This window comes from Embleya sp. NPDC008237 (assembly GCF_042956465.1).
In the GTDB taxonomy this organism is placed as follows: Bacteria; Actinomycetota; Actinomycetes; order Streptomycetales; family Streptomycetaceae; genus Embleya.
Genome location: NZ_JBIBGL010000017.1, coordinates 85,785 through 110,677 on the forward strand (window position 1 = coordinate 85,785; position 24,893 = coordinate 110,677).

14 protein-coding genes are annotated in these 24,893 nt (G+C 71.1%); 6 read left to right on the top strand and 8 right to left on the bottom strand.

All coding sequences use genetic code 11. The features are described from left to right. The first annotated feature begins 278 nt into the window (after positions 1-278). Positions 279-557 (top strand): hypothetical protein, encoded by a 279-nt coding sequence (locus ACFZBU_RS35940; RefSeq protein WP_391587933.1) that lies wholly within the window; start codon positions 279-281, stop codon positions 555-557. Between the two features lie 143 nt (positions 558-700). Here the strand turns inward: ACFZBU_RS35940 and ACFZBU_RS35945 are convergent, their stop codons facing one another. Genes ACFZBU_RS35945 through ACFZBU_RS35980 form a run of 8 tightly spaced genes read right to left on the bottom strand, consistent with a single transcriptional unit; the run spans position 701 to position 20,234 of the window. Next, a complete protein-coding gene (locus tag ACFZBU_RS35945) occupies positions 701-1,855 on the bottom strand; it encodes an acyl-CoA dehydrogenase family protein (RefSeq protein WP_391587934.1) in 1,155 nt (384 codons plus the stop codon). Further along, a complete protein-coding gene (locus ACFZBU_RS35950) occupies positions 1,852-2,643 on the bottom strand; it encodes an aspartate/glutamate racemase family protein (RefSeq protein ID WP_391587935.1) in 792 nt (263 codons plus the stop codon). The genes ACFZBU_RS35945 and ACFZBU_RS35950 overlap by 4 nt, the downstream gene beginning before the upstream one ends. A gap of 1 nt (position 2,644) precedes the next feature. Then, positions 2,645-5,104: a condensation domain-containing protein gene (locus ACFZBU_RS35955; protein WP_391587936.1), complete on the bottom strand. Its 2,460-nt coding sequence runs from the start codon at positions 5,102-5,104 to the stop codon at positions 2,645-2,647. Between the two features lies 1 nt (position 5,105). Then, positions 5,106-6,935: an amino acid adenylation domain-containing protein gene (locus ACFZBU_RS35960; RefSeq protein ID WP_391587937.1), complete on the bottom strand. Its 1,830-nt coding sequence runs from the start codon at positions 6,933-6,935 to the stop codon at positions 5,106-5,108. Positions 6,936-6,961: 26 nt separating this feature from the next. Next, complete coding sequence (asnB, locus tag ACFZBU_RS35965) at positions 6,962-8,821, bottom strand: asparagine synthase (glutamine-hydrolyzing) (protein WP_391587938.1); 1,860 nt, start codon at positions 8,819-8,821, stop codon at positions 6,962-6,964. A gap of 1 nt (position 8,822) precedes the next feature. After that, the gene (locus ACFZBU_RS35970; RefSeq protein ID WP_391587939.1) at positions 8,823-12,704 is read right to left on the bottom strand and encodes an amino acid adenylation domain-containing protein; all 3,882 of its coding nucleotides are present in this window, start codon (positions 12,702-12,704) and stop codon (positions 8,823-8,825) included. A gap of 34 nt (positions 12,705-12,738) precedes the next feature. Then, positions 12,739-19,158, bottom strand: coding sequence for an amino acid adenylation domain-containing protein (locus ACFZBU_RS35975; protein ID WP_391587940.1), 6,420 nt, complete (start codon positions 19,156-19,158; stop codon positions 12,739-12,741). Between the two features lie 50 nt (positions 19,159-19,208). Further along, on the bottom strand, positions 19,209-20,234 hold the full coding sequence (locus ACFZBU_RS35980) for a hypothetical protein (protein ID WP_020555674.1): 1,026 nt from the start codon (positions 20,232-20,234) through the stop codon (positions 19,209-19,211). A 428-nt stretch (positions 20,235-20,662) separates the two neighbouring features. Here ACFZBU_RS35980 and ACFZBU_RS35985 point away from each other — a divergent pair, with 428 nt between their 5' ends. The 5 genes from ACFZBU_RS35985 to ACFZBU_RS36005 are packed head-to-tail and all read left to right on the top strand — an operon-like array spanning position 20,663 to position 24,885. Then, positions 20,663-21,610, top strand: a complete 948-nt coding sequence (locus tag ACFZBU_RS35985; RefSeq protein WP_391587941.1) for a class I SAM-dependent methyltransferase — start codon at positions 20,663-20,665, stop codon at positions 21,608-21,610. A 59-nt stretch (positions 21,611-21,669) separates the two neighbouring features. Further along, on the top strand, positions 21,670-22,149 hold the full coding sequence (locus ACFZBU_RS35990; RefSeq protein WP_391587942.1) for a VOC family protein: 480 nt from the start codon (positions 21,670-21,672) through the stop codon (positions 22,147-22,149). After that, positions 22,146-23,111 (top strand): hypothetical protein, encoded by a 966-nt coding sequence (locus ACFZBU_RS35995; RefSeq protein WP_391587943.1) that lies wholly within the window; start codon positions 22,146-22,148, stop codon positions 23,109-23,111. Before ACFZBU_RS35990 ends, ACFZBU_RS35995 begins: the two co-directional genes overlap by 4 nt. A gap of 5 nt (positions 23,112-23,116) precedes the next feature. Beyond that, positions 23,117-24,010, top strand: coding sequence for an LLM class flavin-dependent oxidoreductase (locus tag ACFZBU_RS36000; RefSeq protein WP_391588058.1), 894 nt, complete (start codon positions 23,117-23,119; stop codon positions 24,008-24,010). After that, on the top strand, positions 24,007-24,885 hold the full coding sequence (locus tag ACFZBU_RS36005) for a PhzF family phenazine biosynthesis protein (protein ID WP_391587944.1): 879 nt from the start codon (positions 24,007-24,009) through the stop codon (positions 24,883-24,885). The genes ACFZBU_RS36000 and ACFZBU_RS36005 overlap by 4 nt, the downstream gene beginning before the upstream one ends. Positions 24,886-24,893 lie beyond the last annotated feature (8 nt).

The following is a 24,893-nucleotide window of genomic DNA, read 5'->3' on the forward strand; positions in this document are numbered from 1 at the left end:
GTGGTCCGGTGCCGAGAGCGAGCCACGCGCGACCACGCTCCTCGGCGACATCGACCACCCGGGGGATCCTCCTCCCTTGCCGGATCGGCGGAGTACCGTTGCCAATCAGTTGATCTCGTGTTCGTTGCGGCGTCCCGGAGGGCCCCGACCCCGCGCGGGTCCGTGTCCGGGACGCCAGTCGGCTCGTCGGCCAGGGGGTGCGCACGTATGGCCGGCGGGCCGATCGTGGCCGTCGGACCCGAGTGGGGAGGCAAGGTCGCCGACGGCCACGCGCGAACGTGCAAGCCCCCACCGACATCGACACCGGGTGCACGCCTGCTCGGGATCGACATCCGCGATTCGAAGCGGGGAATGCCCGCCCTGACACCGGCCTGGCCGGCGGCACCTCGTACGGCCACTGCGGCAACGAATGGTGGGGCTACGACACCCCGGCCGGCCTCGCCGTCAAGACGAAGTGGGCCAGGGAACAGCAGTTGGGCGGCGCCTTCTTCCGGGAGCTGAGCGGCGACACCGAGAACGGCGAACTCGCCGCCGCCCTCGACCGCGGACTGGGATAACCCACTCGCCCCACCCGAGAAAGGTCGCGGCCGGACCGAGCGTGGCCGGACGCGACCTTCCGGGCAGTCTGCACAGCCTCGGACTCCCGGGGTCGGGCCGGGCGAACGTCCGTCGCCACGCCCGGGCCTGCCCGGCGGTGGGGTCAGGACAGGCCAAGGTGCCTGGCGATCATCATCTGTTGTACCTCGGTGGTGCCTTCGCCGATTTCCAGGATCTTGGCGTCGCGGTAGAAGCGGCCCACGGGGCTGTCGTTCATCACGCCGGAGCCACCGAAGATCTGGGTCGCGTCCCTGGCGTTGTCCATCGCCGCCCTGGAGGAGACCAGCTTGGCCATCGCCGCCTCCTTCGAGAAGGATTCGCCGCGCAGCATCGAGGCCGCAGCCGAGTAGTAGGCCAGGCGTGCGGTGTGGGCGCGCGTCTCCATGTCGGCGATCTTGAACTGGATCGACTGGTATGCCCCGATGCGCTGCCCGAACGCCGTCCGCTCCTTGGCATGGCGCACACACTCGTCCACGCAGCCCTGGGCCATCCCCGCTCCGACGGCCGAGATCGCGATCCTGCTCTCGTCCAGCACCGACATGAACTGCGCGATGCCCAGGCCGCGTTCGCCGAGCAGGTGCTCGGCCGGCACCCGGCAGTCGGCGAAACCGAGTTCGTGGGTGTCCGAGGCGCACCAGCCCACCTTGGAGTACGACGGCGCCACCGTGAAGCCCGGGGTGCCCGACGGCACGACGAGCGCGGAGATCTCCTTGGCTCCGTCGGCGCGGGTACCGGTCACCGCCGTCACCGTGACCAGGCTGGTGATGTCGGTGCCGGAGTTGGTGATGAACGCCTTGCTGCCGTTGATCACCCATTCGTCGCCGTCGAGTTCCGCCTTGGTGCGGGCCGCCGCCGTGTCGGTCCCGCCGCCGGGTTCGGTGAGCCCGAAGCCGGCGATCCGCTCGCCGGTGCACAGAGCGGGGAGCCAGCGTTCCTTCTGTGCCGCGGTGCCGAACCGATGGATGGGGATCGCGCCGAGCGTCACGCCCGCGGACAGTGCGACGGCCACCGAGCAGTCCACTCTGGCCAGTTCCTCGATGGCCAGACACAGGGTGAACACATCCCCGCCCATGCCGCCGTAGCGTTCCTCGAAGGGCAGTCCGAACAAGCCCATGCGGCCCATGGCGGCGACCAGTTCGTAGGGAAACTCCTCGCGTCGATAGATATCGGCGATCACCGGAGCCACCTTGGCGCGGGCGAAGTCGGCGACCGTCTCGCGCAGCAGCCGGCGTTCCTTCGACAGGCGTGAGCGTGTCATCGTGCTCCTTCGGGGGGATCGGACGTGGACCCGGAGCCGGACCCGGCGACCGCCCGTCGGGCCGTCGACGAGAGCAGGCCCGGTACGGGTCCGCGGTGGGGGTACAGGGCGTGCGCGCAGGCCGACGCCAGCGCGTCGACGCTGGACACCTGGAATTCCGCCGGCAGCCCGCTGTGCGCGTAGGCGAGCGGGAGTTCGGTACAGGCGCTGATCACCGGCAGGCACCGAATGCGCAGCAGCTCGTGGACCGCCGAACCCAGGGTCGCGCCGGCGGCCGGCAGCCGGTTCGCCTTCACCAGCACGGTGGCGGCGTGGATGCGCTGCTGGAGCGCCTCGTCGGGGAGCAGGAGTCGGTATCCCCGGTGCTGCGCATAGCGCTGATAGATGCCGCCGGCGACGGTACCCGCGGTCGCCGTCAACCAGGCCCCGTCGGGACTGGCGACCTCGGCGGCCCGCACGCTCGCCTCCACGATGTGCACCAGGGGCACCGGCAGTCGGCTGCGGAATCGGTCGATGTAGACGTGCGCGGTGTTGCAGGGCACCGCGAGCAGCTCCGCGCCCCAGCCGGCAAGGGTGAACAGCGCCTGCCGGATCGGCAGGAGCGGTGCGTCGTCGCCCCTGAGCAGCGCGGCGGTCCGGTCCGGGATGCCCGGCTCGGACAGCATCAGGATCCGGGGGTGCTCCTGGTCGCTGCCGGCCGCGACGCGCACGGCCAGCAGCCGCAGGAACTCCGCCGTCGCCGCCGGTCCCATCCCACCGAGCACACCGAGGGTGCGTGAGCGCGCCACCTCAGCCGGCCTGCTCCCCGATCAGCCGCTGCGCGACGCGCTCGGGGATGTGGGCCGCCGCCAGCCGCGTGCCCACGGAGGCGGGACACCACCAGGTGAGCACGAACTCGCCGGCGTCGACGACACCGGTGATCGTCGCATCGGTGTCGTCCGGGTGCCCCGGCCCGGCGAAGTCCCGCCACACCGTGTCGCGCAGCGTCCAGGCCACCCCCGACGGAAGCAGCGCGGCGGCCGGATCGCCGAAGTGTTCGTAGCGCACCCTGGCCGGCTCGGCCGCTCCCGCGGCCCGTACGACGCTCGCTCCCCGCGCGAGCGGGGTCACCACCCAGCGGTCCGCCTCGGCCAGCGGACCGATCACCCGTGCCGCGGGCCTGCGCGTGGTGTGATCGAGGACGTCCGCGACCAGTCGCCCGCCGCCGAACTCCTCGACCAGCACGTGCGCGATCGCAGCGGCGACGTCGCGGGCCGTCGCCCCGCGCACCGGGCAGCGCGCTTCGAGCGGCTCCTCGGCGATCGGCCCGGGTGCGGGCGAACCCGGGAGGACACAGCCGACCCCGGCGACCTCCGGGCCCGCCTCGTCCTCGACGCCGGCGGGCTCGGTCGGGTGGTCCAGGAACGACGCGGCAGGCGGCAACCGCACGTCCGAGCCCGCCTGGAGCTGTCCCAGCCCCAAGGCCAGGTCCGCCAACAGCACCCGCCAGGACTCGACGTCCGCGGCCAGTTCGTGCACCACGATCAGCAGACCCGCCGGCCGGGTGCCCCGGTCGACCACCGCGGCCCGCAGCAGCGGACCCCGATCGACGTGCAGCCGGGCCCGCATCCGGTCGGTGAGCCGACGCAGCACCTGCCCCTGCGCGCCCGGGTCCCGGTCGGTGAGGTCCACCCGCGAGACGTGCACCGCACCGCCGAGGCCGCCCCGGGACTGCCGCCAGCCCTGGTCCCCGTGGCCGAACCGCAGCCGCAACGCCTCGTGGTGCAAAAGCAGTTGCAGCCACACCCGCTTCAGGTCGGTGACCGGGAAACCGGCCTCCGAGGTCAGGAACAGGGCTCGGGCCCGGTGCGCCGCCCGGACCGGATCCCGATCGAGAATCCGACGCTGTACCGGACGGACCGCGACCGAGCGATCGGAATCCGCGTCCGCGGTGACGCCCCCGCCTCGCGAGCCCGGGGCCTTCGGGCGGTGCATCCCGCGCAGAGCCCACTGATCCACGGCGCCCGCGACCCTGGGGATCTCCGCCACCTGCACCCACTGCGCCGGTACCAGTGCGGGCGGCAGGGCATCGGCCACCGCGGCCGCGAGCCGGTCGCCGGACGCGCTTTCGTCGGCGACGTAGTAGACCGCCAGCCGGGCGCCCGTCCGGTCGGCGTCGGCCGGGTCCGGATAGCCGATCCTGGCCAGCATCCGTTTCACCTGCGCGGTCTCCACCGGGGCGCGCAGCTCCGCGTCCGCCTCGGCGACGTCCAGATGCCCGAGCCGTACCTCCCAGCGGGTCGGCGCCTCGTAGTTGTGGAAACCGCGCTCCGCGGCGTGAACGTAGGTGCCCACATCGTTGATCATGCAGTTCGAGCTGCAGAACCCGGTATCGGTGGGCTGCGCCCAGAACGACGAGCGCTCGCGCAGGAAGGCTCGCACGTCCTCCTTCGTCACCGCCGAGTAGCGGAAGTAGTCGACGACCTGGACCGCGTTCACCGCGGCGGCGTCGACCGTGCCCGCGGCCTGGTGGTACACCTCCCGGCCCAGCCGCAACTTCTCCTCGATCTCGGCCACGTCGAAGATGCCCTGCTCGTGGAACCAGGACAGCCGCTCGTCCATGATCTGGCCGCGGGAGAGCCCGGTGACCACCGTGGGGATGTCGCGCTGGTGCGCGAGTTCGGTGCTCAAGTCCAGGAGGGAGCGGAAGCACCCGTTGCACACGCTCTTGTGCTCCTGGAGCGAGTTCAGGAAGATCCGCTTCTGGTCGGCGTGGGTGGCGGTGACGTGTTCGATGCCCAGTTCGGCGGTGACGGTCTCGACGTTGCGCAGCGCGGTCCGCGAGATGAACCCGTTGTCGAAGGTGAAGGTCATCACCCGCAGACCCAGTTCCACGAGCTGGTAGAGCACATACGTGCTGTCCTTGCCGCCACTGAACAGCAGCAGGCAGTCGTAGTCCGATCCGCGCCCTCGCGCGGCCTCGCGCAGCCGCGGCGCCAGCTCCCGCGGGTCACGGAAGTAGGCGTGCATCGCCGATCGATGGGCGGCGTAGCGCGCGCACAGCGAACAGACCCCGTCCGGGTCGAAGCGCAGTCCCGGGTAAGCGGCGCTGATCCCGCACCGGACACAGGCGCGGGCGCCGGCCGCCGCGGGGTCGGCCTCGTTGAACACGACGGCGCAGTCGAGGACGCCGTCCTGGTCCAACACGGCCGTCCGCACCCGGTGTTCGACGGACTCGGTCTGCTCGGCGTCCAGTGGCTGGTCGGTCATGTCAGCTCCCGAAGAGGTCGTCGGCGTCGTCGTCGGCGAGCAGCAAGCGCTCGACCAGGTTCGACAGGCCCTCGATCGTCTGGTTCGCCAGGAAGTCCGCCAGCGGGACGGACACCCCGAACTCCTCGGTCAGCCGCGCCAGTACCGAGATCACGGCCAGCGAGGTGCCCACGTCGAAGAACCGGGTGTGCACGTCGTCGACCGGGGCCGGCAGCGTACGCGCCCAGATCCCGGCGATCGTGCGTTCGGTGGCGGTGCGCGGTGCGACGGCGTCCGCGTCGGGTCGGGCGGGGGACCGCACGGGCACGGTGAGCGCCTTGCGGTCGATCTTGCCGCTGATGGTGCGCGGGATGAGCTCCAGCGGCACGATCACCCCCGGTATCGCGCCGTCCGGCAGGTGTGCGCGCAGATGCTCGCTCAGCCGGGAGCGAAGCTCCTCGGGATCCGTCCCGGTGCCGGTCTCGACGAACGCGCACAGGTACGGCGGGGCGTCGTCCGGCTCGACCGACACGACGGCCGCCTCGGCGACCGACGGGTCCTCGCGCAGGAGCTGCTCCACCCCGTCCAGCTCCACCCGCACGCCGCCGACCTTGACCTGTCGGTCCCGGCGGCCGAGGAAGTCGAGCGTGCCGTCGGGCAGCAGGCGGGCGAAGTCCCCGGTCCGGTAGACGACTTCGTCGTCACCGGGCCGGGTGGGGTCGGCGATGAAGGCGCGTTCGGTCTCCTGCGGCCTGCGGTGGTACCCGAGGCTGCGGTAGGCCGTACGCAGGTGAATCTCGCCGACCCGCCCCGGCGGTACCTCCCGGCCGCGTTCGTCGAGCAGCAGGACGACGGTGTCGGGCATCGGGCGCCCGATCGGGACGGACCTGCCCCGGGCATCGGCGGCGGTGACGAAGTGGAAGGTCTTCGTCATGGTGGTTTCCGAGGGCCCGTAGAGGTTCAGCAGCCGGATCCGCTCGCCGAAGCGGTCGAACCAGCCGGCGGCGTCGGCGGGCAGCACGCGCTCGCCGGACAGGGCCACGCACTTCAGCGCCTCGAACCCCGGCCGGACCGTGTCGATCGCGCCCGCCAGGGCGCGAAAGACCGAGGGCACGCAGTGGATCAGATCGATCCGTTCCCGGTCCAGCCACCGGCACAGGGCGACCGGGTCGAGCCGGACGTCCTCGGCCGGCACGCATACCGTCGCGCCCACGCTCAACGGCAGGAGCAGGTCGCGCAGCACGGCGTCGAACGCGGGCGAGATCAGCTGGCCCACCCGCCACTGGGGACCGGCGCCGAGCAGCTCCGCCTCCCAGCGGATGTAGTGGTCCACCGCGCTCAGCCGGCCGAGGATCCCCTTGGGCCGGCCGGTGGAGCCGGAGGTGAAGAACAGGTAGCAGGGATCGTCCGGCGCCGGCACGTGGGGCGGGTAGTCGTTCCCGGGTCGGTCCTTGACCGTGCCCAGATCGACCAGGGCGGCCCGGTCGCACGTGTCGCGCACGTCCTCCGCGAGGTCGCCGTCGTCGGCGCCGACGACCAGGAGATCGGGGTCCGCCTCGCGCAGCATCCAGCCCAGCCGATCCGGCCGGGTGCCCACGTCGAGGGGGACCACCACACCGCCCAGCCGCAGGACGGCGAGCAGGGCCGCGGTCAGCTCGGCCCGGTCGCCGGCGAGGACCGCGACGACGGAGCCGGCTCGGGCTCCGCACCGATACAGCTCGGCCGCGACGGCGTCGACGCGTTGGTCCAGTTCGCGATAGCGCAGCGAGCCGTGCGCGCTCTGTACGGCGACTCGGTCGGGGAAGCGGTCGATCGCGCGCGCGACAAGCGACTGGATCGGTTCGAACGCCATTGCGGTTTCCTTTGCTCGACCCGCGTTCACACGTGACCGGGAAGGTTGAAGGTGTCCAGCAGAATTCCGAACGTCAGGACGACGAGCAACAGATCGTCGTCCAGGTGCGGGTGCAGGTCGAAGCCCGCGTCCAGGCTGCGCGAGCGCAACTGCTCCACGACCGCCGGATCGAAGTAGCCCTGACGGGCGATACGCGCCGGGGACAGCAGGTCGTCGACCCATTCGACGTTGCGCCGGAGCAGCCGAGGGCTCGCGGGCGCGCGGAACCCGTACTTCTCCCGGCGGATGATCTCCGGCGGGACCAGTCCCTCCGCGGCCTGTTTCAGCACGAGCTTCTCGCCCCGCGCGCCCACCTTGAGCCGGTTGGGAACCTGCGTGGCGAAATCGAGCACGGCGCGGTCGAGGAACGGGTAGCGGGCCTCCACGGAATTGGCCAGGGCCATCCGGTCCCCGTGGTCGGTCAACAGGTGGTCCGACAGCCGCAGGGTGAAGTCCAGATAGGAGCGCTGACTCAGCCGCGGCCTGCCCACCAGGCGCTCGTGGTCGACGACCGGGTGGTGCAGACAGTCGAACTCCGCGAAGGCGGCCCGGGCCTGCTCGGAGTAGAGCTCGAACTTCGCGTCCCGCCACGCGTGGTACCGGCGCTCGTAGAAGAGCTCCGGGTCGCCCCACAGCCGGGCGCGAAGGTCGTCCTCGAAGGCGTCCTCCAGCGGATCACCCGACACCACCGGGCCGCGCCCGCCCGCGTCGAACCGGTACCCGGGATACCCGCCGAAGAGTTCGTCGGCCCCCTCGCCGGTCAGGATCGCCTTGACGCCGTGTTCTCGCGCGAGCGCCGACAGGACCAGCGAGCAGGTGTTGTAGGTCTCCTTCACCGGGCACTCGGCATGGCGCACCATGCGCTGGAGTTCGGCGACGGTGTCCTGCTCCGTGAAGACCGCCTCGTGGTGCACGGACCCCACCTTGGTCGCCATCAGGCGCTGATACCCGGACTCGTCGATGGCCGCGTCGGGGAAGGTGATGGAGAAGGAGTGGGCGGGGGGTCCCGATTGCGACGCCAGCGCGCCGATCAGCGAGGAGTCGAGGCCGCCGCTGAGATAGAAACCGACCTCGACGTCGGCCCGCATCCGGAGCCGAACGGCCCGGGTGAGCAGTTCACGCAGGTGTTCCGGGTAGAACTCGTCGGGCCGGTGCGCGACGTCGTCGCGGGGGTAGTCCAGGGCCCAGTAGCACCGGTCGGTGACGACACCGTCGCGCACGATCAGGTAGTGGCCGTTGCGCACGCTCTCGATGCCGCGGAACATGGTGCGCGGACTCACCAGCCCGGGGAAGGTGAGGACTTGGTCCAGACCGGTGAGGTCCACCTCGCGCGGCACGCCGGGGTGTTCCAGGATCGACTTGATCTCCGATCCGAAAACGAAGTGCCCGCCGGTGTTCGTGTAGTACAGGGGAGCGATCCCGGCGTGGTCGCGCGCGAGGAAGAGCTGTCGCCTGCGCCGGTCGTGGATCGCGAACGCGAACTGGCCGTTGAGTCGCGCCAACAGCTCGGGCCCCTCGTCCTCGTAGAGGTGCAGGATCACCTCGACGTCGCAGGACGACCCGAATCGGTGGCCCCGGGCGAGCAACAGGGCGCGCAGCTCGACGTGGTTGAAGATCTCGCCGTTGCACACCATCGTGACGCTGCCGTCCTCGTTGGACATCGGCTGCCCGCCGCCGGCGAGGTCGACCAGACTCAGTCGGCGGCAGGCCAGCGCCACGCCGTCCCGGATCAGGGTGCCCGCCGCGTCCGGGCCGCGGTGCGTCAACGTATCGCTCATCCGCTCCAGTACCTCGGCCGTCGTCGGTCGAGCGTTGTGCAGGACCATGGACCCGGTGATGCCGCACATGTCAGATCCGCTCCTTGATCGCCGGCGACAGGGGCATCGTCGATCGCAACGCCCGCGCGAGGACCGGTCCGATCACCCGCAGCGCCGCGGGGCGCATCATCCGCAGGTGCTCGCTGTCCACCGGCACCACCGCGATGTCCCCGCCGATGCAGGACCGCCACCGTTGCCCGGCCTGCGTTCCTCGGCCGCCGGGCGCGGCCTCGAAGAGCAGCAGCGAGCCGTCGAAGAACTCCGGGACGATCCCCGGATCCTGCAGGAGGCGGATGTTGTTGCCGGTGGCCCGCAGCAGCGCGGCCACCGACTCCTCGTCCAGGGCCGCCATCGCCTCCCCGCCGTCGAAGGCCACCAGCCGGACGTCCGAGGGCTCTTCGGTGTCGCGATCGGTACGAACGCCCGCCGGCCAGGCGTCGATGGCGGCGAGCAGAGCGACCGCATGCCCCGACGCGCGCAGTCGGACCGCGACGGCATGGGCCGCGGCTCCGCCGAAGGACCAACCGGCCAGCAGATACGGCCCGTTCGGTTGGATGTCGACGATCCGCGCGCAGTAGTCCCGGACGAGCTCGGGGAAACTGCCGGCCAGGGCGGTGGAGCCGTCGAGGCCGCGCGCCTGGAGGGCGTACACCGGGTGTCGGGCCGGAATGTACGGCAGCAGGCCCGCGTAACTCCAGCCCAGGCCACTCCCCGGATGGATGCACCACAGTGGCCGACCCGTTCCGCCGCGTAGGCGGATCAGTGGGCCGAGCAGGTCCGCCGTCGCGGGCTGGTCCCGGAGCAGCTGCGCCACGGTGGGGCGCACGAACAACTGCTTCAGGGTCAGTTCCAGCCCCAGGGCCTCCTTGGCCCGGGTGAGCAACCGCGGCATGAGCAGCGAGTGCCCGCCCAACTCGAAGAATCCGTCGTCGATGCCGACCGTGTCGACGCCGATCACCTCGGCGAACACCTGGCACAGCGACGCCTCCGCCGGGGTACGCGGCGCCCGCCGGTCACCGACCGGTGCGTCGATCTCCGGCGGCGGAAGAGCGGCGCGGTCGAGCTTGCCGTGTGGCGTGACCGGCAGTTGGGCCAGGACCACGACGGCCGAGGGGACCATCGGCGCGGGCAGTGCGTCGGCGAGGGCCGCCCGGACGGCTGCCGGGCTCACGCTCGCGACCGGACCGGTCGGGACGACATACCCGATCAGGCGTCTGTCGTCGGAAGAACGCTCGTGGACCACGACCGCGCACCGGGAGATCCCGGGCAGGGCCAGCAGCGCGGCCTCCACTTCGCCCGGCTCGATGCGGTGGCCGCGCAATTTGATCTGGTGGTCCGCCCGCCCGACGTATTCGAGTTCGCCGTCGGAGCGCAGGCGGACCAGATCACCGGTGCGATACATCCGGGTACCGGCCCGGCCGAACGGATCCGCCACGAAACGCTCGGCCGTCAGTGCGAACCGGCCCAGATAGCCTCGCGCGAGGGCCGGACCCGCCACGTACAGTTCGCCCGCGACGCCGCTCGGCACCGGGCGCAGCCGCTCGTCCAGGACGTACATGCTCAGGCCCTCGTGGGGGCGGCCGATGGGAACCGCTCCGGCCGGTGTGGGCTCGCCCGGGTCGAGCCGGAACCGGGCGCAGTCCACGGTCGCCTCGGTGGGGCCGTAGAGGTTGTGGACCACGACGTCCGGGTGTTGCTCCCGCCACCCGGCCAGCGACTCCCCGCGCAGCGCCTCACCGCCGATCAGCAGGCATCGGGTCGGCGACGGATCCACCGGCATCGCCGCCATCAGGTCGAGATGGCTCGGCGTGACGTCCAAGAGGGAGTGGCCGAGCGGGTCGGTGTGCGGCCCGGCCAACTCGTCCAACCGCGCGTGCCCGCCGCTCACCAGCGGGGTGTACAGGGCGGTCACCGTCAGGTCGAAGGACAGCGAGGTATGGACCAGGCTCGACCCGGCCGCGCTCGGATACGCCGCCCGTGCCTGTTCCAGATAGGCGGCCAGGGAACGGTGTTCCACCACCACGCCTTTGGGGCGGCCGGTGGAACCGGAGGTGTAGATCACATAGGCGGCGTTCGCCTCGTGCGGCACACCGGCCCGCGGGCTGCGGGTCGGTCCCGCTTCGGGCGGCATATCCGCCGCCTCGTGCTGCCAGTCGGCGATGTCCAGAACGGGGACGGTGCCCGCCCCGGCGGGGCCGGCCGCGCTCCCCGTGGTGATGAGCAGCGTGGGCGCCGAGTCCGTGAGCATGAAGGCGATCCGGGCGGCCGGGTAATCCGGGTCCACCGGCAGGTACGCGGCGCCGGCCTTGAGCACGCCGAGCATGGCGACGACCGCGTCGATGGAGCGGGGCAGCAGCAGCGCCACGATGTCCTCGGCGCCGATACCCCGGCCGGTCAGCGATCGGGCCAGCCGGTCGGCCCGCGCGTTCAGTTCCCGGTAGGTCGTCCGTGCCTGCCCGGCAATCAGTGCCGTCGCCTCCGGAGTACGCGCCACCTGCGCCTCGAAGAGCCCGGGGAGCAACTGCTCCCGGGTTCGCGCCGGGGCCGGGTGGCACGCGCCGAGGAGGGCGCCGCGCTCACCGGGCCGGAGAATCTCCACGTCGCCGATGGAGCGGTCCGGGTCCGCAGCCATGGCCGCGAGTACCGACTCCAGCCGTTCGACCATGTGTTCGGCGGTGATCGAGTCGAACAGATCGCGGGCGAACTCCAGGCCGCCCTCCAGGCCGTCGGGGCTGCCGTCGTCGGTCTGTCGCTCCCGGAGATGGAGCGACAGGTCGACTTTGGAGTCCGGGTTGTCGATCGGTTCCTCGGTGGCCGGCAGGCCCGGGAGGTACGGGAGGTTCGTGGTGCGGTCCTCCAGGACGAGCATGACCTGGAACAGCGGGTTCCACGCCGCCGAACGGGAGGGGGCGAGCACGTCGACGAGCCGTTCGAACGGCACGTCCTGATGTGCGTACGCCGCCAGGTCCGTTTCCCGTACCCGGGCCAGGAGTTGCCGGAAGGACGGATTACCGCCGGTGTCGGTGCGCAGCACCAGCGTGTTGACGCACATCCCCACCAGATCGTCCATCGCCTCGTCGGACCGGCCGGCGACGGCCGAGCCGATGGGGATGTCGGTGCCGGCTCCCAGCCGGGTCAACAGGGCGGCGAGCCCGGCCTGCAACACCATGAAGAGACTGACCCGCTCCTGTCTGGCCAGCTCGATCAGGGCCAGATGCGTTCGCGGTGCGATCAGCATCGGGATCGTCTCGCCGCGATGGGAGGCCGCGGCCGGCCGCGGCCGGTCCACGGGCAGCGAGAGATTCTCCGGGATGCCGGCCAAGGCGCCGCGCCAGTAGGCCAGTTGCTCGCTGATCAGACTGTCCGGATCAGCCTCGTCGCCGAGCAGTTCACGCTGCCACAGGGTGTAGTCGATGTACTGGACCGGCAGCGGATCCCAGCCCGGCGCCCGCCCCGCGCACCGCGCCCCATAGGCGGTCGCCAGGTCGCGCAGGAGTGGTTCTCGCGACCAGCCGTCCGCCGCTATGTGGTGCAGGAGGATCAGCAGGACGTGCTCGTCCGGTCCGAGCGAGAGCAGAGTGAACCGCACGGGGGCTTCGGTGGTGAGGTCGAAGACGTGCGCTCCCGCGGCTCGAAGGACCGCGGGCAGTTCCGGCGGCCGAATTCGTTCGACCGCCAGGACGGGCCAGGCCGCGGAGTCCTCCAGGACCACTTGGCGGGGGGTGCCGTCGGACTCGGGAAAGACCGTGCGCAGGCTCTCGTGTCTGGCCAGGACATCGGTGAACGCGGCCCGCAGCGCCGCCACGTCCGGCTCCCCGACGAGTCGGTACACCAACGGGATGCGGTAGCCCGTCCCGTCGTCCAGCTTGTTGAGGAACCAGATCCGGTGTTGCGCGTACGACAGCGGAATCATCAGCGGTACCCCAGGTGGGTGCGGTCCGAGTGAATCACGAGCCGTCGCTCCGTTCTTCGGCCGCGGGCCCCGGGCGGGGCATCCGCCGCAACGCCGGCCGGCGCGAACGTTTGGTGCCCTTGATCCGGGCGGCCAGCGCCGCCGGCGTCGGCGCCTCGAACACCGCGCCCACCTCGACGTCGATGCCCAGTACGGTCCGGATCCGGCTCGTCAGTCGGGTGGCCAGGAGCGAATGACCGCCGAAGTCGAAGAAGGAGTCGTCCGGTCCGACCCGCTCCAGTCGCAGTACGTCCGCGAACAGCGCACACAGGGCCTCCTCTTCCGGCGTAGCCGGTGTCCGGGTCGAGGCGAACTGCGCGAAGTCCGGGGCGGGCAGCGCCCGGCGATGGACCTTGCCGCTCACGGTCAGCGGCAGGTCGGCCAGGATCAGCACCGCGGTGGGCACCAGGAAGTCCGGCACCGACTCGGCCACGAAGCGGCGCAGCGCGACCGGGTCCGGACGGGTGCCCGCGGCCGGCACGACGTAGGCGACCAGCCGCTTCTCTCCCGCCTGGTCCTCGCGCACGACGACCGCGACCCGGTCGACGTCCGGGTGCCGGGCGAGCACCACCTCCACCTCTCCGGGCTCGATCCGAAACCCGCGCACCTTGACCTGTTCGTCGACGCGGCCCACATAGTGCAACCGGCCGTCGCCGGACCAGCGCACCAGATCGCCGGTGCGGTACATGCGCTCGCCGGGGCCGTCGAAGGGGTTCGGCACGAACCGGTCGGCGGTCAGGCCGGGACGATTCCAGTACCCGCGGGCCAGGGCCGCGCCGGCGATGTACAACTCACCGGTCACCCCCGGCGGAACCGGCCGCAGGGTGCGATCCAGCACGTACATCCGGGTGTTCCAGATCGGCGTTCCCAACGGCGCGGTCGAGGACTCCCAGTGCGTCAGGTCCGCCGGCAGCGAGAAGGCGGTCACCAGATGCGTCTCGGTGGGGCCGTAGAGATTGTGCAGCCGCACCTTCGGCCGCGCGGACAGGAACTCCCGGACCCGGGGGGTCAGTCGCAGCACCTCGCCGCCCTGTCCGATGTCACGCAGTGCCGGCAGCGCCAACCCCTGGGCCAGGGCCGCCTCGCACACCGCCTCGACCATCACGTTCGGCGCGCAGAACTGCTCCACCTCGTGCTTGTCCAGCCATCTGGTGAACGCCGCCGGGTCGCGCCGGACCTCGTCGTCGGGGACGACCAGGTGCCTGCCGGAGGTGAGGGTCTCGATGATCTCCCAGGCCGAGACGTCGAAGCTGATCGCCGCGAACTGCGCCACCGGGCCGCCGATGCCCGTCCGCTCCCGCCGGACCCACCGGGCGTGCGCCTGCACCAGGTTCACCATCGCGCCCGTACCCATGGTGACGCCCTTGGGCCTGCCGGTCGAGCCGGACGTGTGGATCACATACGCCGGGTGCAGTGCCGACAACGGCCCGGTCCGTTCGTCGTCGCGCAGGTCGTCGGCCGACTCGGCGGCCGCCGCGGCGCCGGTCCGCGGCTCGTCCAGGAGCAGGCGCGGGACGCCGGGCGGCAGTTCCGCACTCGTGCGCACGGTGGTCAGCAGCAGGGCCGGCCGGACGTCGTCGAGGAGGAAGGCGATCCGCTCGGCCGGATACTGCGGATCCAGCGGCAGGTACGCCGCACCCGCCTTGAGCACCGCCCACACCGCCGCCACCAGGTCGAGCGAGCGCGGCACGGCCAGGGCGACCACGGATTCGGGCCCCACCCCGGCGGCCACCAGCAGCCTCGCCAGCCGGTTCACCCGGGCGTTGAACTCGCGGTACGTCATGCTCCCGTCGGGCGCGGTGACCGCCGTGCGCTCGGGGCCCTGCTCGACCCGGGACTCGAACAGGGCCGGCAGCGTGGTCGCGACGACCGGGTGATCCGTGTCGTTCCAGTCCCGCACCACCCGCTCGCGCTCGCCGGGCGCCCACAGTTCGAACGCGCCGATCCGGCGGGTGGGCTCGCTCACCACCTGTTCGAGCAGGCGCCGCAGCCGGTCCGCGATGGACAACGCGGTGCTCCGGTCGAACAGGTCGGTGCCGAAGAGCAGGGCGCCGCTCAGTCCGGTGGGACCCTGCGACCCGGCGGACTCGTCGTCGAACTCCACCACCAGGTCGAACGGGGACATGCCGGTCCACACCGACTCGGGGTGCACCTCGATGCCGGGCAGCACCAGTTCGCCCGAGCGAGTGTTGCGCAGCACGAGCGCCACCTGGAACAGGGGATGCCGGGCCAGGGAACGCTCCACCGCGAGGTCGCCGACCAGCAGTTCGAAGGGGACGTCCTGGTGGGCGTAGGCGTCCAGGCAGGTTTCCCGCACCCGGGCGAGCAACTCGGTGAAGGTCGGATCTCCCGACAGGTCCGTACGCACCACGAGGGTGTTGGTGAAGAACCCCACCAACTCCTCCAGCGCGTCGTCCAGACGTCCGGCCACCGGCGCACCGATGGGGACGTCGTCGCCGGCTCCGAGCCTGGACAGCAGCACGGCCAGCACGGCCTGGAGCACCATGAACGTGCTCGCGTCGTGTGCCCGGGCCAGGTTCACCAGCCCCAGGTGCACGTGCGCCGGGATCTCCAGCGGAACCGAGTCGCCCGCGTAGGAGGGCAGGGCGGGCCTGGGCCGGTCCGACGGGAGGCTGATCTCCTGCGGCAGCTCGGCCAGGGCCCGCCGCCAGTAGGCCAGTTGTCCGGCGTGGACACTGTCCGGATCCGCCGCCGAGCCGAGCCGGTCCCGCTGCCACAGGGTGTAGTCGGCGTACTGGACCGGGAGCGGCGCCCAGCCGGGTTCCCGTCCGGCGGCGCGCTCGGTGTATGCCCGGCCCAGATCAGCCAACAGCGGACGCAACGACCAGGCGTCGCCGGCGATGTGGTGCATCACCAGCAACAGGACGTGTTCCCTGGGCGACAGGGCGACCAACCGCGCGCGCAGCGGGATCTCCGACTCCAGGTCGAACGCCCGCCGGGTGGCCCGGGCCAGGTCCTGTGCCAGGTCGGCCGGGTCGATCGGCACCACGGGCAGGTCGAGGTCGACCGAGTCGGCGGAGAGCACGTGTTGATACGGATGGCCGTCGTCGGCCGGGAACACGGTGCGCAGTACCTCGTGCCGGCCCACCAGGTCGCGCAGCGCGGCGCGCAGGGCGGCGACGTCCAAGGCACCGAGCAGGCGCAGCCCCATGCCTTCGTTGTAGGTGGCGACCGGCCCCTGGAATTGTCGAAGGAACCACAGTCGGGACTGGGCGAACGACAGCGGGATCCGGTCGGGCCGCACCGCCGGGACCAGTGCGGGCCGGGCCGGGCCGGCCGTGCCGAGCCGGGCGGCCAGCGCCGCGACGGTCGGTGCCTCGTACACGGTCCGAATGCCCGTCTCCCGGCCGAGCACGGTCCGGATCCGGGTGAGCAGGCGCGTCGCCGACAGGGAGTGGCCGCCCAGCGCGAAGAAGCTGTCGTCGACGCCGACCGAGGTCAGGCCCAACACCTCGGCGAAGATCGCGCACAGCGCCTTCTCCGCGGGTGTGCCGGGCTCGCGTCCGCCGCTCGGGGCCTGGCGGGACGGGGCAGGCAGGGCGCGCTCGTCCACCTTCCCCGCGGTGGTCAACGGCAGCGCGTCCAGCACGACGAAGGCGGCGGGCACCATGTAGTCGGGCAGGAAGCCGGCCACCTGCGCACGGATCGCGGCGATGTCCGGCCGCGCTCCCGCCGCGGGCACCAGGTAGCCGACCAGGCGCTTGTCGGTGCCGGGGTCCTCGCGCACCACGGCGAGCGCGGCGGCGACGCCGGCGCACCGGGCCAGGGCGGCCTGCACCTCGCCCGGCTCGATCCGGAAGCCGCGGATCTTGACCTGGCGGTCCGCCCGCCCGACGAAGTCCAGATCGCCGTCCGACGTCCAGCGCACCAGGTCCCCGGTACGGTACATCCGCGATCCGGGCGCACCGAAGGGGTTCGGGACGAAGCGCTCTGCGGTGAGGCCGGGGCGCCGCAGATAGCCCCGGGCCAGGCCGGGTCCGCCGATGTAGAGCTCGCCGACGGCGCCCGGGGGCAGCAGGTGCAGACCGGCGTCCAGCACGTACGCCGTGGCGTGGGTGACCGGTGGGCCGATCGGCGGCGATCGGCCGTCGGAGGGCGCGACACACAGTTTCTGCGTGGCGTCGACGGTGGTCTCGGTGGGTCCGTATCCGTTCCAGAACTTTCGTCCGTCCGCGGCCCACTGGTCCACGAGCGTTGCCGGCACGCGCTCGCCACCGGCGGACACCGTGCGCAGCGCGGGCAGTTCGTCGGGCCGCAGCAGATGCATCAGGGCCGGGGACAGATGCGCGACGGTGACCCGGTGGGCGGCCATCAGCCGTTGCAGGGCTTCGGCGTCGAGCCGTTGGTCGTCGTCGGCCAGCACGATCTGCGCCCCGGCGGCCAGGGAGACCCACAGTTCGAGCATGGAACCGTCGAAGGTGAAGGCGTACGCCGCCAGGATGCGGTCCCGCTCGCCCACGCCGTACGCCTGGACGGCGTGCGCCACGTACCGGGCGATCGACCGGTGTTCGATCACCACCCCCTTGGGGCGTCCGGTCGACCCCGAGGTGTAGATCACGTACGCCGGATGCGCCGGGAGGAGGTCGGGCGCGGGTGCGTCGCGTGACTCGGCGAGGGGTGTCCGGTCGGCGGCGCCGGTGACCTCGTCCACCACCAGACACCGTGGCCCGGTCCAGCCGGGTGGAAGTCCCCGCGCCAGGTCCGCCGTCGTCACCACGAGAGCCGGTCGCGCGTCGTCGAGCATGTACGCGATGCGCTCCGGCGGGTATCCGGGATCGATCGGCACGTAGGCGCCTCCGGCGGTGAGGATCGCCAGGAAGGCCACCACGCCCGCCGGGGAGCGGGGCAGCAGTACGGCCACGAACCGCTCGGGTCCGACGCCCCGCTCGGTGAGCACGCGGGCCAGCCGCCCCGCCCGGGCCCGGAGTTCGGCATACGTCAAGGAGGTGTCCCCGTACACCAGCGCGGTTCGCTCCGGGGTGCGCAGGGCCTGCTCGGCGAGCAGCTCGGACAGGGTGCGCGGGGGGAGCGGTGCCGACGGCGGGTTCCACCGGGTCAGGAGCAGCCGCCGAACGGCGGCCGGCAGCACGTCGATTCGGCTCACCGGGGTGTTGCCCGGCGTGTCGACGACGCGGTCGAGCGCTTCGTCGAGCAGGCGCGCGCAGCCGGCGTGCGTGCGCTCGTCGAACCGGTCGGGGTCGGTGTCGACGGCCAGTTGCAGGCTGCCGTCGCGCGAGATGTCCCACAGGTTCAGGGAGATCTCCTCGAAGGGCCCGGTGGCGAGGTTGTGGGCGAGGAAGGGCCGGCCGGCGAGGGTGACTCGGTAGTCGAACGGCATGACGTTCAGGGAGACCGCCCAGGGCACCTCCCCCGGGGCGAGGCCGAGGTCGTGGCGGATGTCCTCGTAGCGGTATCGCTGGTGGCGCATCGCCTCCAGGACCTGGACAAGGCTTCGGTCGACCAGGTCCGCCAGGGTCGTCTCGGGACGCACCGACAGGCGGATGGGGACCACGTTGGCGACGACTCCGGGAATCGTCTGCTCGATGCCGGGGCCGCGGCCGGGTACGGCGAAGCCGATGACCACGTCCGTCTCGCCCGTGGCCCGGGCGGCGAAGAGCGCGGTGGCCGCGACCGCGAGGCCGGCCAGGTTGGTTCCGAAGCCGCGGCAGGCGGACCGGAGTCGGTCGGCCGCCGCGGGGTCCAGGTTCCTCGTCTCGCGCCGGCGCGCGCGGGCCGGTCCTTGCACCGCCCCGCCGGCCAGGGACACCGGGCGGGGCCGGTCCGCCAGCAGGTCGAGCCAGTACCGCCGGTCCTCGTCGAACGCGGGGGAGGCGCGGTACGCCGCATCGGCGTCGACGAGGGCCTGCACGGACTCGAAGGGTTCGCCGTCGGCCGAGCCGCCCTCGAACAGGGCGGTGTAGAGCTCGGCGACGCGGGCGACCACCAGGGGAAAGCCGAATCCGTCGTTCACGATGTGGTGGCAGCCCTGGTACCAGTGGAAGCGCCGATCGTGCAGTTTGAAGAGCGCGAACGTGACGAGCGGGCCGCGTTCGAGGTCGCGCGGGCGGGCCAGATCGGCGCTCATCCACTCCAGCGCGGACCGGTGCGGGTCCCGGTCCGCGCTCACGTCGACGACGTGCAGGCGATGTTCGAGGTCCGGGTCGACCTCCTGGCGGAGCCCGTCCTCGTCCTCGAAGAATCTCAGCCGCAGGGTCTCCGCCTCGGACACGGTCTGCCGCAATGCCTCCTCGAACAGGCCGATGTCGAGGGAGCCGTCGATGTCGAGATACTCGCCCTCGTTGAGGATCGGGCTCCGGGGGTCGAATCGATGGGCGTACCACAGGCCCCGCTGCCCTGCCATGAGCTCGATACGTCCGGCGCTGCGGTCCGACATCTCACACTCCAGATCGAGACGACGCTTGGCGAGGTGCTCCCTGCGGTGGGTCAGCCGGGGTGGTCGAGATAGGAGTCGAGTCCGCCGCTGCGTCGCACGTCGAGGGTGGCGCAGTGGAAGGAGCCACCGAAACTGTTGAAGTTGCGGAAGCTGCACGGAATGGGGGTGAAGCCCCACTCCTTCATCGCGGAGATCATCGGCTCGTCGCCGCGTTCGACCACGACGCGGTTCTCGTCCAGCATCAGGACGTTCATGTTGATCCACTTGCTGGTCAGGTAGAGCGGGTGACTGTCGGGAATCACCGGCCGGGGGGCGCGCATCACGTCCCAGCCCTTGAAGATCGCGGGCACCTTCGACACCCGCTCGGGGTGCACGAGCAGCTTCCCGGGAGCCAGCGGGGCCAGCGTGGCGTCGATGTGCATGGGGTGCGTGTCGTCGAACTCGAGGACGTGGATCCGGTATCGATCACCGAGATGGCGGCGCAGCCAGTCGATGCCGAACTCGTTCGTGACGTTGCTCTTCTGCGCGACGATGTCGCGCCCGAGCCGCAGGAAGTCGGCCGCGTCGAAGGTCGGCTCGAACTCGGTCACGATCAGCCGGGTCGGCATCCCCTCGGCCGGCTCGGTCCAGGTCAAGTCGTATTGTTCGTCGGTGAGTTCGGGCTTGGGTCCGGCGCTCCACCGGGCGCCGGTCCGGAAGTACTCCTTCAGGAGCGGCCGGTAGGCGAGGGTCTCGTAGTACCGGGAGCGCCAGGCCATCGGGCACTCGATGACGTCCTCGCCCACCACCAGGAGGCAGTCCCGCGGCATGGCCGCGTACAGACCGGTACTGGTCCAGTCGCGCGTGGCGTAGGGCGTGCGCTGCGCGACCGGCTCGGGGCGTCGGACCGTCACCCCCTCGGCTTCGAGGATGTGCACGAACTCGTCGAGTTCCTTGCGGGCCGCGGCGATCAGCTCCGCGGGAAACGGTTGCCCGCCGCAGCGGCGGAAGGTCTCGTGCTGGTGTGCCGGAATGACCGGTTCCAGTGACGCGTGCCACGGGGGAAACGTGGCATCGTCAACTATCCCGACAATCACTTCTTCGAGTGGATCCCACTCGGTATATGACGAGACGGAAGAATTTCCTGATAAGTGTATGTCTGCTGACGAATCGGACAACGTGAACTCCAGTCACTCTGCCGCATTCCGGTCCGACGGTCGCGCCGAGCCCTATCCAGGGAGGCCGCACGGCAGGCGGGGTGACATGAATTCAAGCCGCCGTCCCGGCGTGCCGAGTGGTCGGCGGCCCTGGTCGTCCAGGTGGGTCATGGTGAACCTGCCGTCGGTGCGGTCGCCCTGTCAACACGACGCCGATGTGACGCACGTCACTTGCGTTATCCGATCGTGATCATGGATATTAAATGTCGCCTGTCGTAAATTTTTGTTTCTCACCATTTTGCGTGAGAGGGGTGGATGTGACGCCGGGGGACAGCGAAAGAGCGATAACCCACATATACAATTCTGCGGTGGCGGCTTCGGCCATCGGGGCCGCCTGGGAACTCGGTATGTTTGACGAGTTACACACGCAGGGAATGCTCGACGTGCAGAGTTTCGCGGCCGAACGGGGACTCGACACCGTTTCCGTTCTCGGCCTCTTTCGGGCACTGTCGGCGGTCGAGATCGTCGAGCGCGAAGAGTTCAAGATATTACCGGGTGTTCACTTCTCCGAGGCATACCGAAACAAATCGTTCTTTCACTGGCTCACCAGGGGGAGTGCCGATCTGTTCCGGCGGGCGCCCGAGGTCGTGCGCACCGAGAACCGGGTGGGAAATTTCTGCCCGCGCGACAGCGCCGCCATCGCCTTCGCGTGCCGGGAGATCAGCGAGTTCTGCTACGACCCCTGGTTCTGGCAGACGGTGCAGGGCCTGGACTTCGACTTTCACGTCGTCGCCGACCTGGGCTGCGGCAGCGGCGAGCGGCTCATGCAACTCCTCGGCCGCCATCCGGGTACCCGGGCCGTGGGCATCGACATCGCCCAGCCGGCCGTACGGATGGCAACCGCCGCGGCGGCCGCGGCCGGCCTTGCCGACCGGATGACGTTCGTGCAGGCCGACGTGCTGACGATGGCCCCGGTTCCGGTGTTCGAAGAGGTCGAACTCCTGACCTGTTTCATGATGGGGCACGACTTCTGGCCCCGGCAACGGTGCATCGACAACCTTCGGCGGCTGCGCATCCTGTTCCCGCGGGCGCGCAGATTCCTGCTGGGTGACGCCACCCGCAGCGAGGGAGTCGCCGACCGTGACCTGCCGATCTTCGCGCTGGGATTCGAGGTCGCGCACGACATGATGGGCACGTTCATTCCGACCGTGCGCGACTGGGAATCCGTTTTCGAGGAAGGCGGTTGGCGGCTCAGGAGTAAAAATTCGATCGACATCGCCGTCGGCGAGGTCATCTTCGAACTCGAAGGGCTCTGAGCCGCGCAGGATGTCGGAACCGGGCCGGCGCAGGCCGCCGGCCACCGGAGAGGATTCGTATGCCCGATCTCGAATCGGTGCCCGTTCTGCACCACATCGCGGTGCAGACGGACAACCTCGACAACTCGATTTCATGGTACGAGGACTTCTTCGGCGGCCGGCTGACCTGGGCGACGGACATATTCTCGGACCTGACCGTATCCCGCCTGCCCGGCGTCGTGCGGATGGCCGAACTGGCCGTCGGGGCCGCGCACTTCCATCTCTTCGAACGCGGCACTCCCGCCGATCGCCGGGCCGCGCCGGACGCACCTCGTTTCCAACACGTGTGCCTGAGCGTCGAAACGCCCGCCGAACTGCGTACCTGGCGCAGCCGTTGGTTGGAACTCTCCGCTTCGCACCGCTACGCGTTCGTCGACCCGGAGCAACCCACCGAGATCGTGACCGACGCGCAGGGCACCCAAAGTTTCTACTGTCTCGACGTGAACGGCCTGGAATTCGAGTTCACCTGCATCGGGGGAGCAGTGGGGGAAAACGCATGAGGCGCCCGTCGGCCGTCGCCGCGCTCTCCCTGCCCGGAACCAACGGCTGGGACTTCGGCGACTACCCCTACGGCCTGGAACCGCTGACGATGCCGGCGCCGAACAGCGCCGCGCCCGACGGCGGCAGTCGCGACGAAGCCGACCTCGACGACGCGTGCCTGGGCTTTCTGGCCCGGGCCAAGGAGGGCTTCGGGATCACCCCGCCCGTCGACGACAGCCGCCTGGGGCAACTGTTCTGGTTTCGCTGGATCATCGGCCATCACGTCTCCTTCGTGATCTGGCGCCTGCTGGCGGACGAACTGTCGCGACTGTCCTCGAACCCGAAGGACCGCGAGGCCGCCTCGGTCGCCGTGACGGAATACGTGCGGGCGTACTGCGGGATGCTGCTGTACACGGGCTCGTGCAACAGCGCCATCTACAACGCGGACATCCGACCGAGCATGCATCGGCTGCACAGCACCTTCAGCGGTACCTGGGCGCCGGACTACCCGCCGGTACGAAGCCTGTTCCGAGGCCGGAAACTGCCGCCCGTGGTCGACTCCGAGCGGGAACGGCTGGTCCGACAGGTCGAGTTGAGCCACCGCATCCACCTGGGGGTCGCGGCCAAGCTGGTGGAAGGCGGCAGGTCGCTGCTCCAGCAGTCGGTCGCGCAACGCGACGCCAACCAGCCCCGCATGTGGGAGGGGATCTTCGACTGCTACTTCCTGACCCTGCGGGCGCCGACCACGCGGCAGGAGATCCTGGCGCAATTGCTGCGGCGCAACAAGGCCATCGTGATGGACCTCGCCACGAACGGCCTGTATCCGGGGTCGCCCGAGAGCCGGGACGAGACATTGGCGGAGATGCGACACCCCGACATCGTGGAGTGCGAGGAGGATCTGACCCCCTCGCTCTTTCGCGTCGCCGGTCTGGCCGCCGGCTTCTCCGCGGCCCGGGTGGCCAAGGAGATGACCGCCTCGTGAGCACCATGCGGCACGGGGTGATCCTGCTCCCCGAGCAGCGCTGGTCGCACGCGCGGCGACTGTGGACGCACGCCGAGGAACTCGGCTTCGACCACGCGTGGACCTACGACCACCTGATGTGGCGATGGTTCCGCGAAAAGCCCTGGTTCGGCGCCGTCCCCACGCTGGCGGCCGCGGCCGAGGCCACCTCCCGGATCGCACTCGGGACGATGGTCGCCGGCGCGTCCTACCGGCACCCGGTGACCTTCGCCAAGGAATTGATGACCCTCGACGACATCTCGGCCGGCCGGCTGATCTGCGGACTCGGCGCCGGCGCCGGAGGCCACGACGACCGGGTGCTGGGCCACACACCCCCGTCCCCGGCCGAACGCCACGACCGTTTCGCGGAGTTCGTCGAAATGACCGACCTGCTGCTGCGCCGACGGGTGACCGACCACCGGGGTGCCTGGTTCGAAGCCCACGGCGCCTTCATGGTGCCGGGCTGCGTCCAGCGCCCGCGCCTGCCCCTGGCCATCGCCGCGACCGGCCCCCGAGGCATCCGGCTGGCGGCTCGCCACGCCGACATCTGGGTGACGGCCGGCGACGCCGGCTGGGGTGAACCGAGCGGCTACGCACCGGCGATCGCGAAGCTTCGCGCACAGGCGCACGCCCTCGACGCGGCGTGCGCGGACATCGGCCGCGACCCCTCCACGGTGCGCCGCCTGGTCGTCACCGGCGCGATGATCACCGGCGTGATCGACTCGGTGGACGCCTACGAGGACGCCTGCGGGCTGTTCGCGGACATCGGCTTCACCGACCTGGTCGTCCATTGGCCCCGAGCCGACTTCCCCTACCAGGGCAGCCCCGAGGTCGTGGAGCGGATCGCCGGCAAGCTCTTCACGTCGACGGGCACACGATGATCGGCTACGAGCTCGTCAACATGTTCACCGACCGTCCCTTCACGGGCAGCGCCCTGGCCGTGGTCCCCGACGCGACGGGACTGTCGTCCGCCGTGATGCAGTGCGTCGCGGCGGAACTCGGCGCCGCGGAAACCGCCTTCGTCCTCCCCGCGACCTCGCCCCACGCGTCGTACCGGGTGCGCGTCTTCGGTCCGGACGCCGAATCACCGCACGGCGCGCATTCCGGCGTGGGGACCGCCGCCACGCTGGCTCGGTTGGGCCGCGTTCCCACCGGCCACCTGGTGCAGGAATGTGGCACCGGACGCCAGGTGCTCGCGGCGCGGGCCGACCGTGCCACCCTGCACGCGACCGGTCCGGTGCGCGGCGAGCCGCTGGATCGGCAACCACTGCTCGACGCGGTGGGGCTGACCGAGGCCGACCTCGCCGATGCGGACGGCGCCGGCGGGCCGCGACTGGCGGGCTTCGGCGGGGGCTTCGCGGTGCTCCCCGTCCGCGCCGGCGCGATCGCCCGGGCCCGACCCGACTACGCGCACATGCGCGACGTCGCGCTGCCGGCTCTGTGCCTGTTCACCTGGGACCCGGCCGATCGCCTTGCCCGGGCCCGGCTGTTCGCCCCCGGCTTCGGCATCCCCGAGGACCCCGCCTGCGGACCGGTGGCCATGGCCCTGGGCGGGTGGCTGATCGTCGCCGGCCGACTGCCCGCCACGAACGGCGAGCACGGATACACGGTCCGCCAGGGAGCCGAGGCGGGCCGCCCCGCACTGCTCGAGTGCACGGTGACGGTCGAGAACGGCCTCGTGGTGCGAGGCAGCGTGACCGGCCGGGTGACACCGGTCGCCTCCGGACACCTCGCGGACCCCGTCGAATTCCCCTGACCGACCCC

Excerpts from the sequence above, each read along its gene's own strand:
- ACFZBU_RS35945 (WP_391587934.1), bottom strand. The coding sequence starts at position 1,855 with ATGACACGCTCACGCCTGTCGAAGGAACGCCGGCTGCTGCGCGAGACG.
- ACFZBU_RS35955 (WP_391587936.1), bottom strand. The coding sequence starts at position 5,104 with ATGACCGACCAGCCACTGGACGCCGAGCAGACCGAGTCCGTCGAACAC.
- ACFZBU_RS35960 (WP_391587937.1), bottom strand. The coding sequence starts at position 6,935 with ATGGCGTTCGAACCGATCCAGTCGCTTGTCGCGCGCGCGATCGACCGC.
- asnB (WP_391587938.1), bottom strand. The coding sequence starts at position 8,821 with ATGTGCGGCATCACCGGGTCCATGGTCCTGCACAACGCTCGACCGACG.
- ACFZBU_RS35970 (WP_391587939.1), bottom strand. The coding sequence starts at position 12,704 with ATGATTCCGCTGTCGTACGCGCAACACCGGATCTGGTTCCTCAACAAG.
- ACFZBU_RS35975 (WP_391587940.1), bottom strand. The coding sequence starts at position 19,158 with ATGTCGGACCGCAGCGCCGGACGTATCGAGCTCATGGCAGGGCAGCGG.
- ACFZBU_RS35990 (WP_391587942.1), top strand. The coding sequence starts at position 21,670 with ATGCCCGATCTCGAATCGGTGCCCGTTCTGCACCACATCGCGGTGCAG.
- ACFZBU_RS35995 (WP_391587943.1), top strand. The coding sequence starts at position 22,146 with ATGAGGCGCCCGTCGGCCGTCGCCGCGCTCTCCCTGCCCGGAACCAAC.
- ACFZBU_RS36000 (WP_391588058.1), top strand. The coding sequence starts at position 23,117 with ATGCGGCACGGGGTGATCCTGCTCCCCGAGCAGCGCTGGTCGCACGCG.
- ACFZBU_RS36005 (WP_391587944.1), top strand. The coding sequence starts at position 24,007 with ATGATCGGCTACGAGCTCGTCAACATGTTCACCGACCGTCCCTTCACG.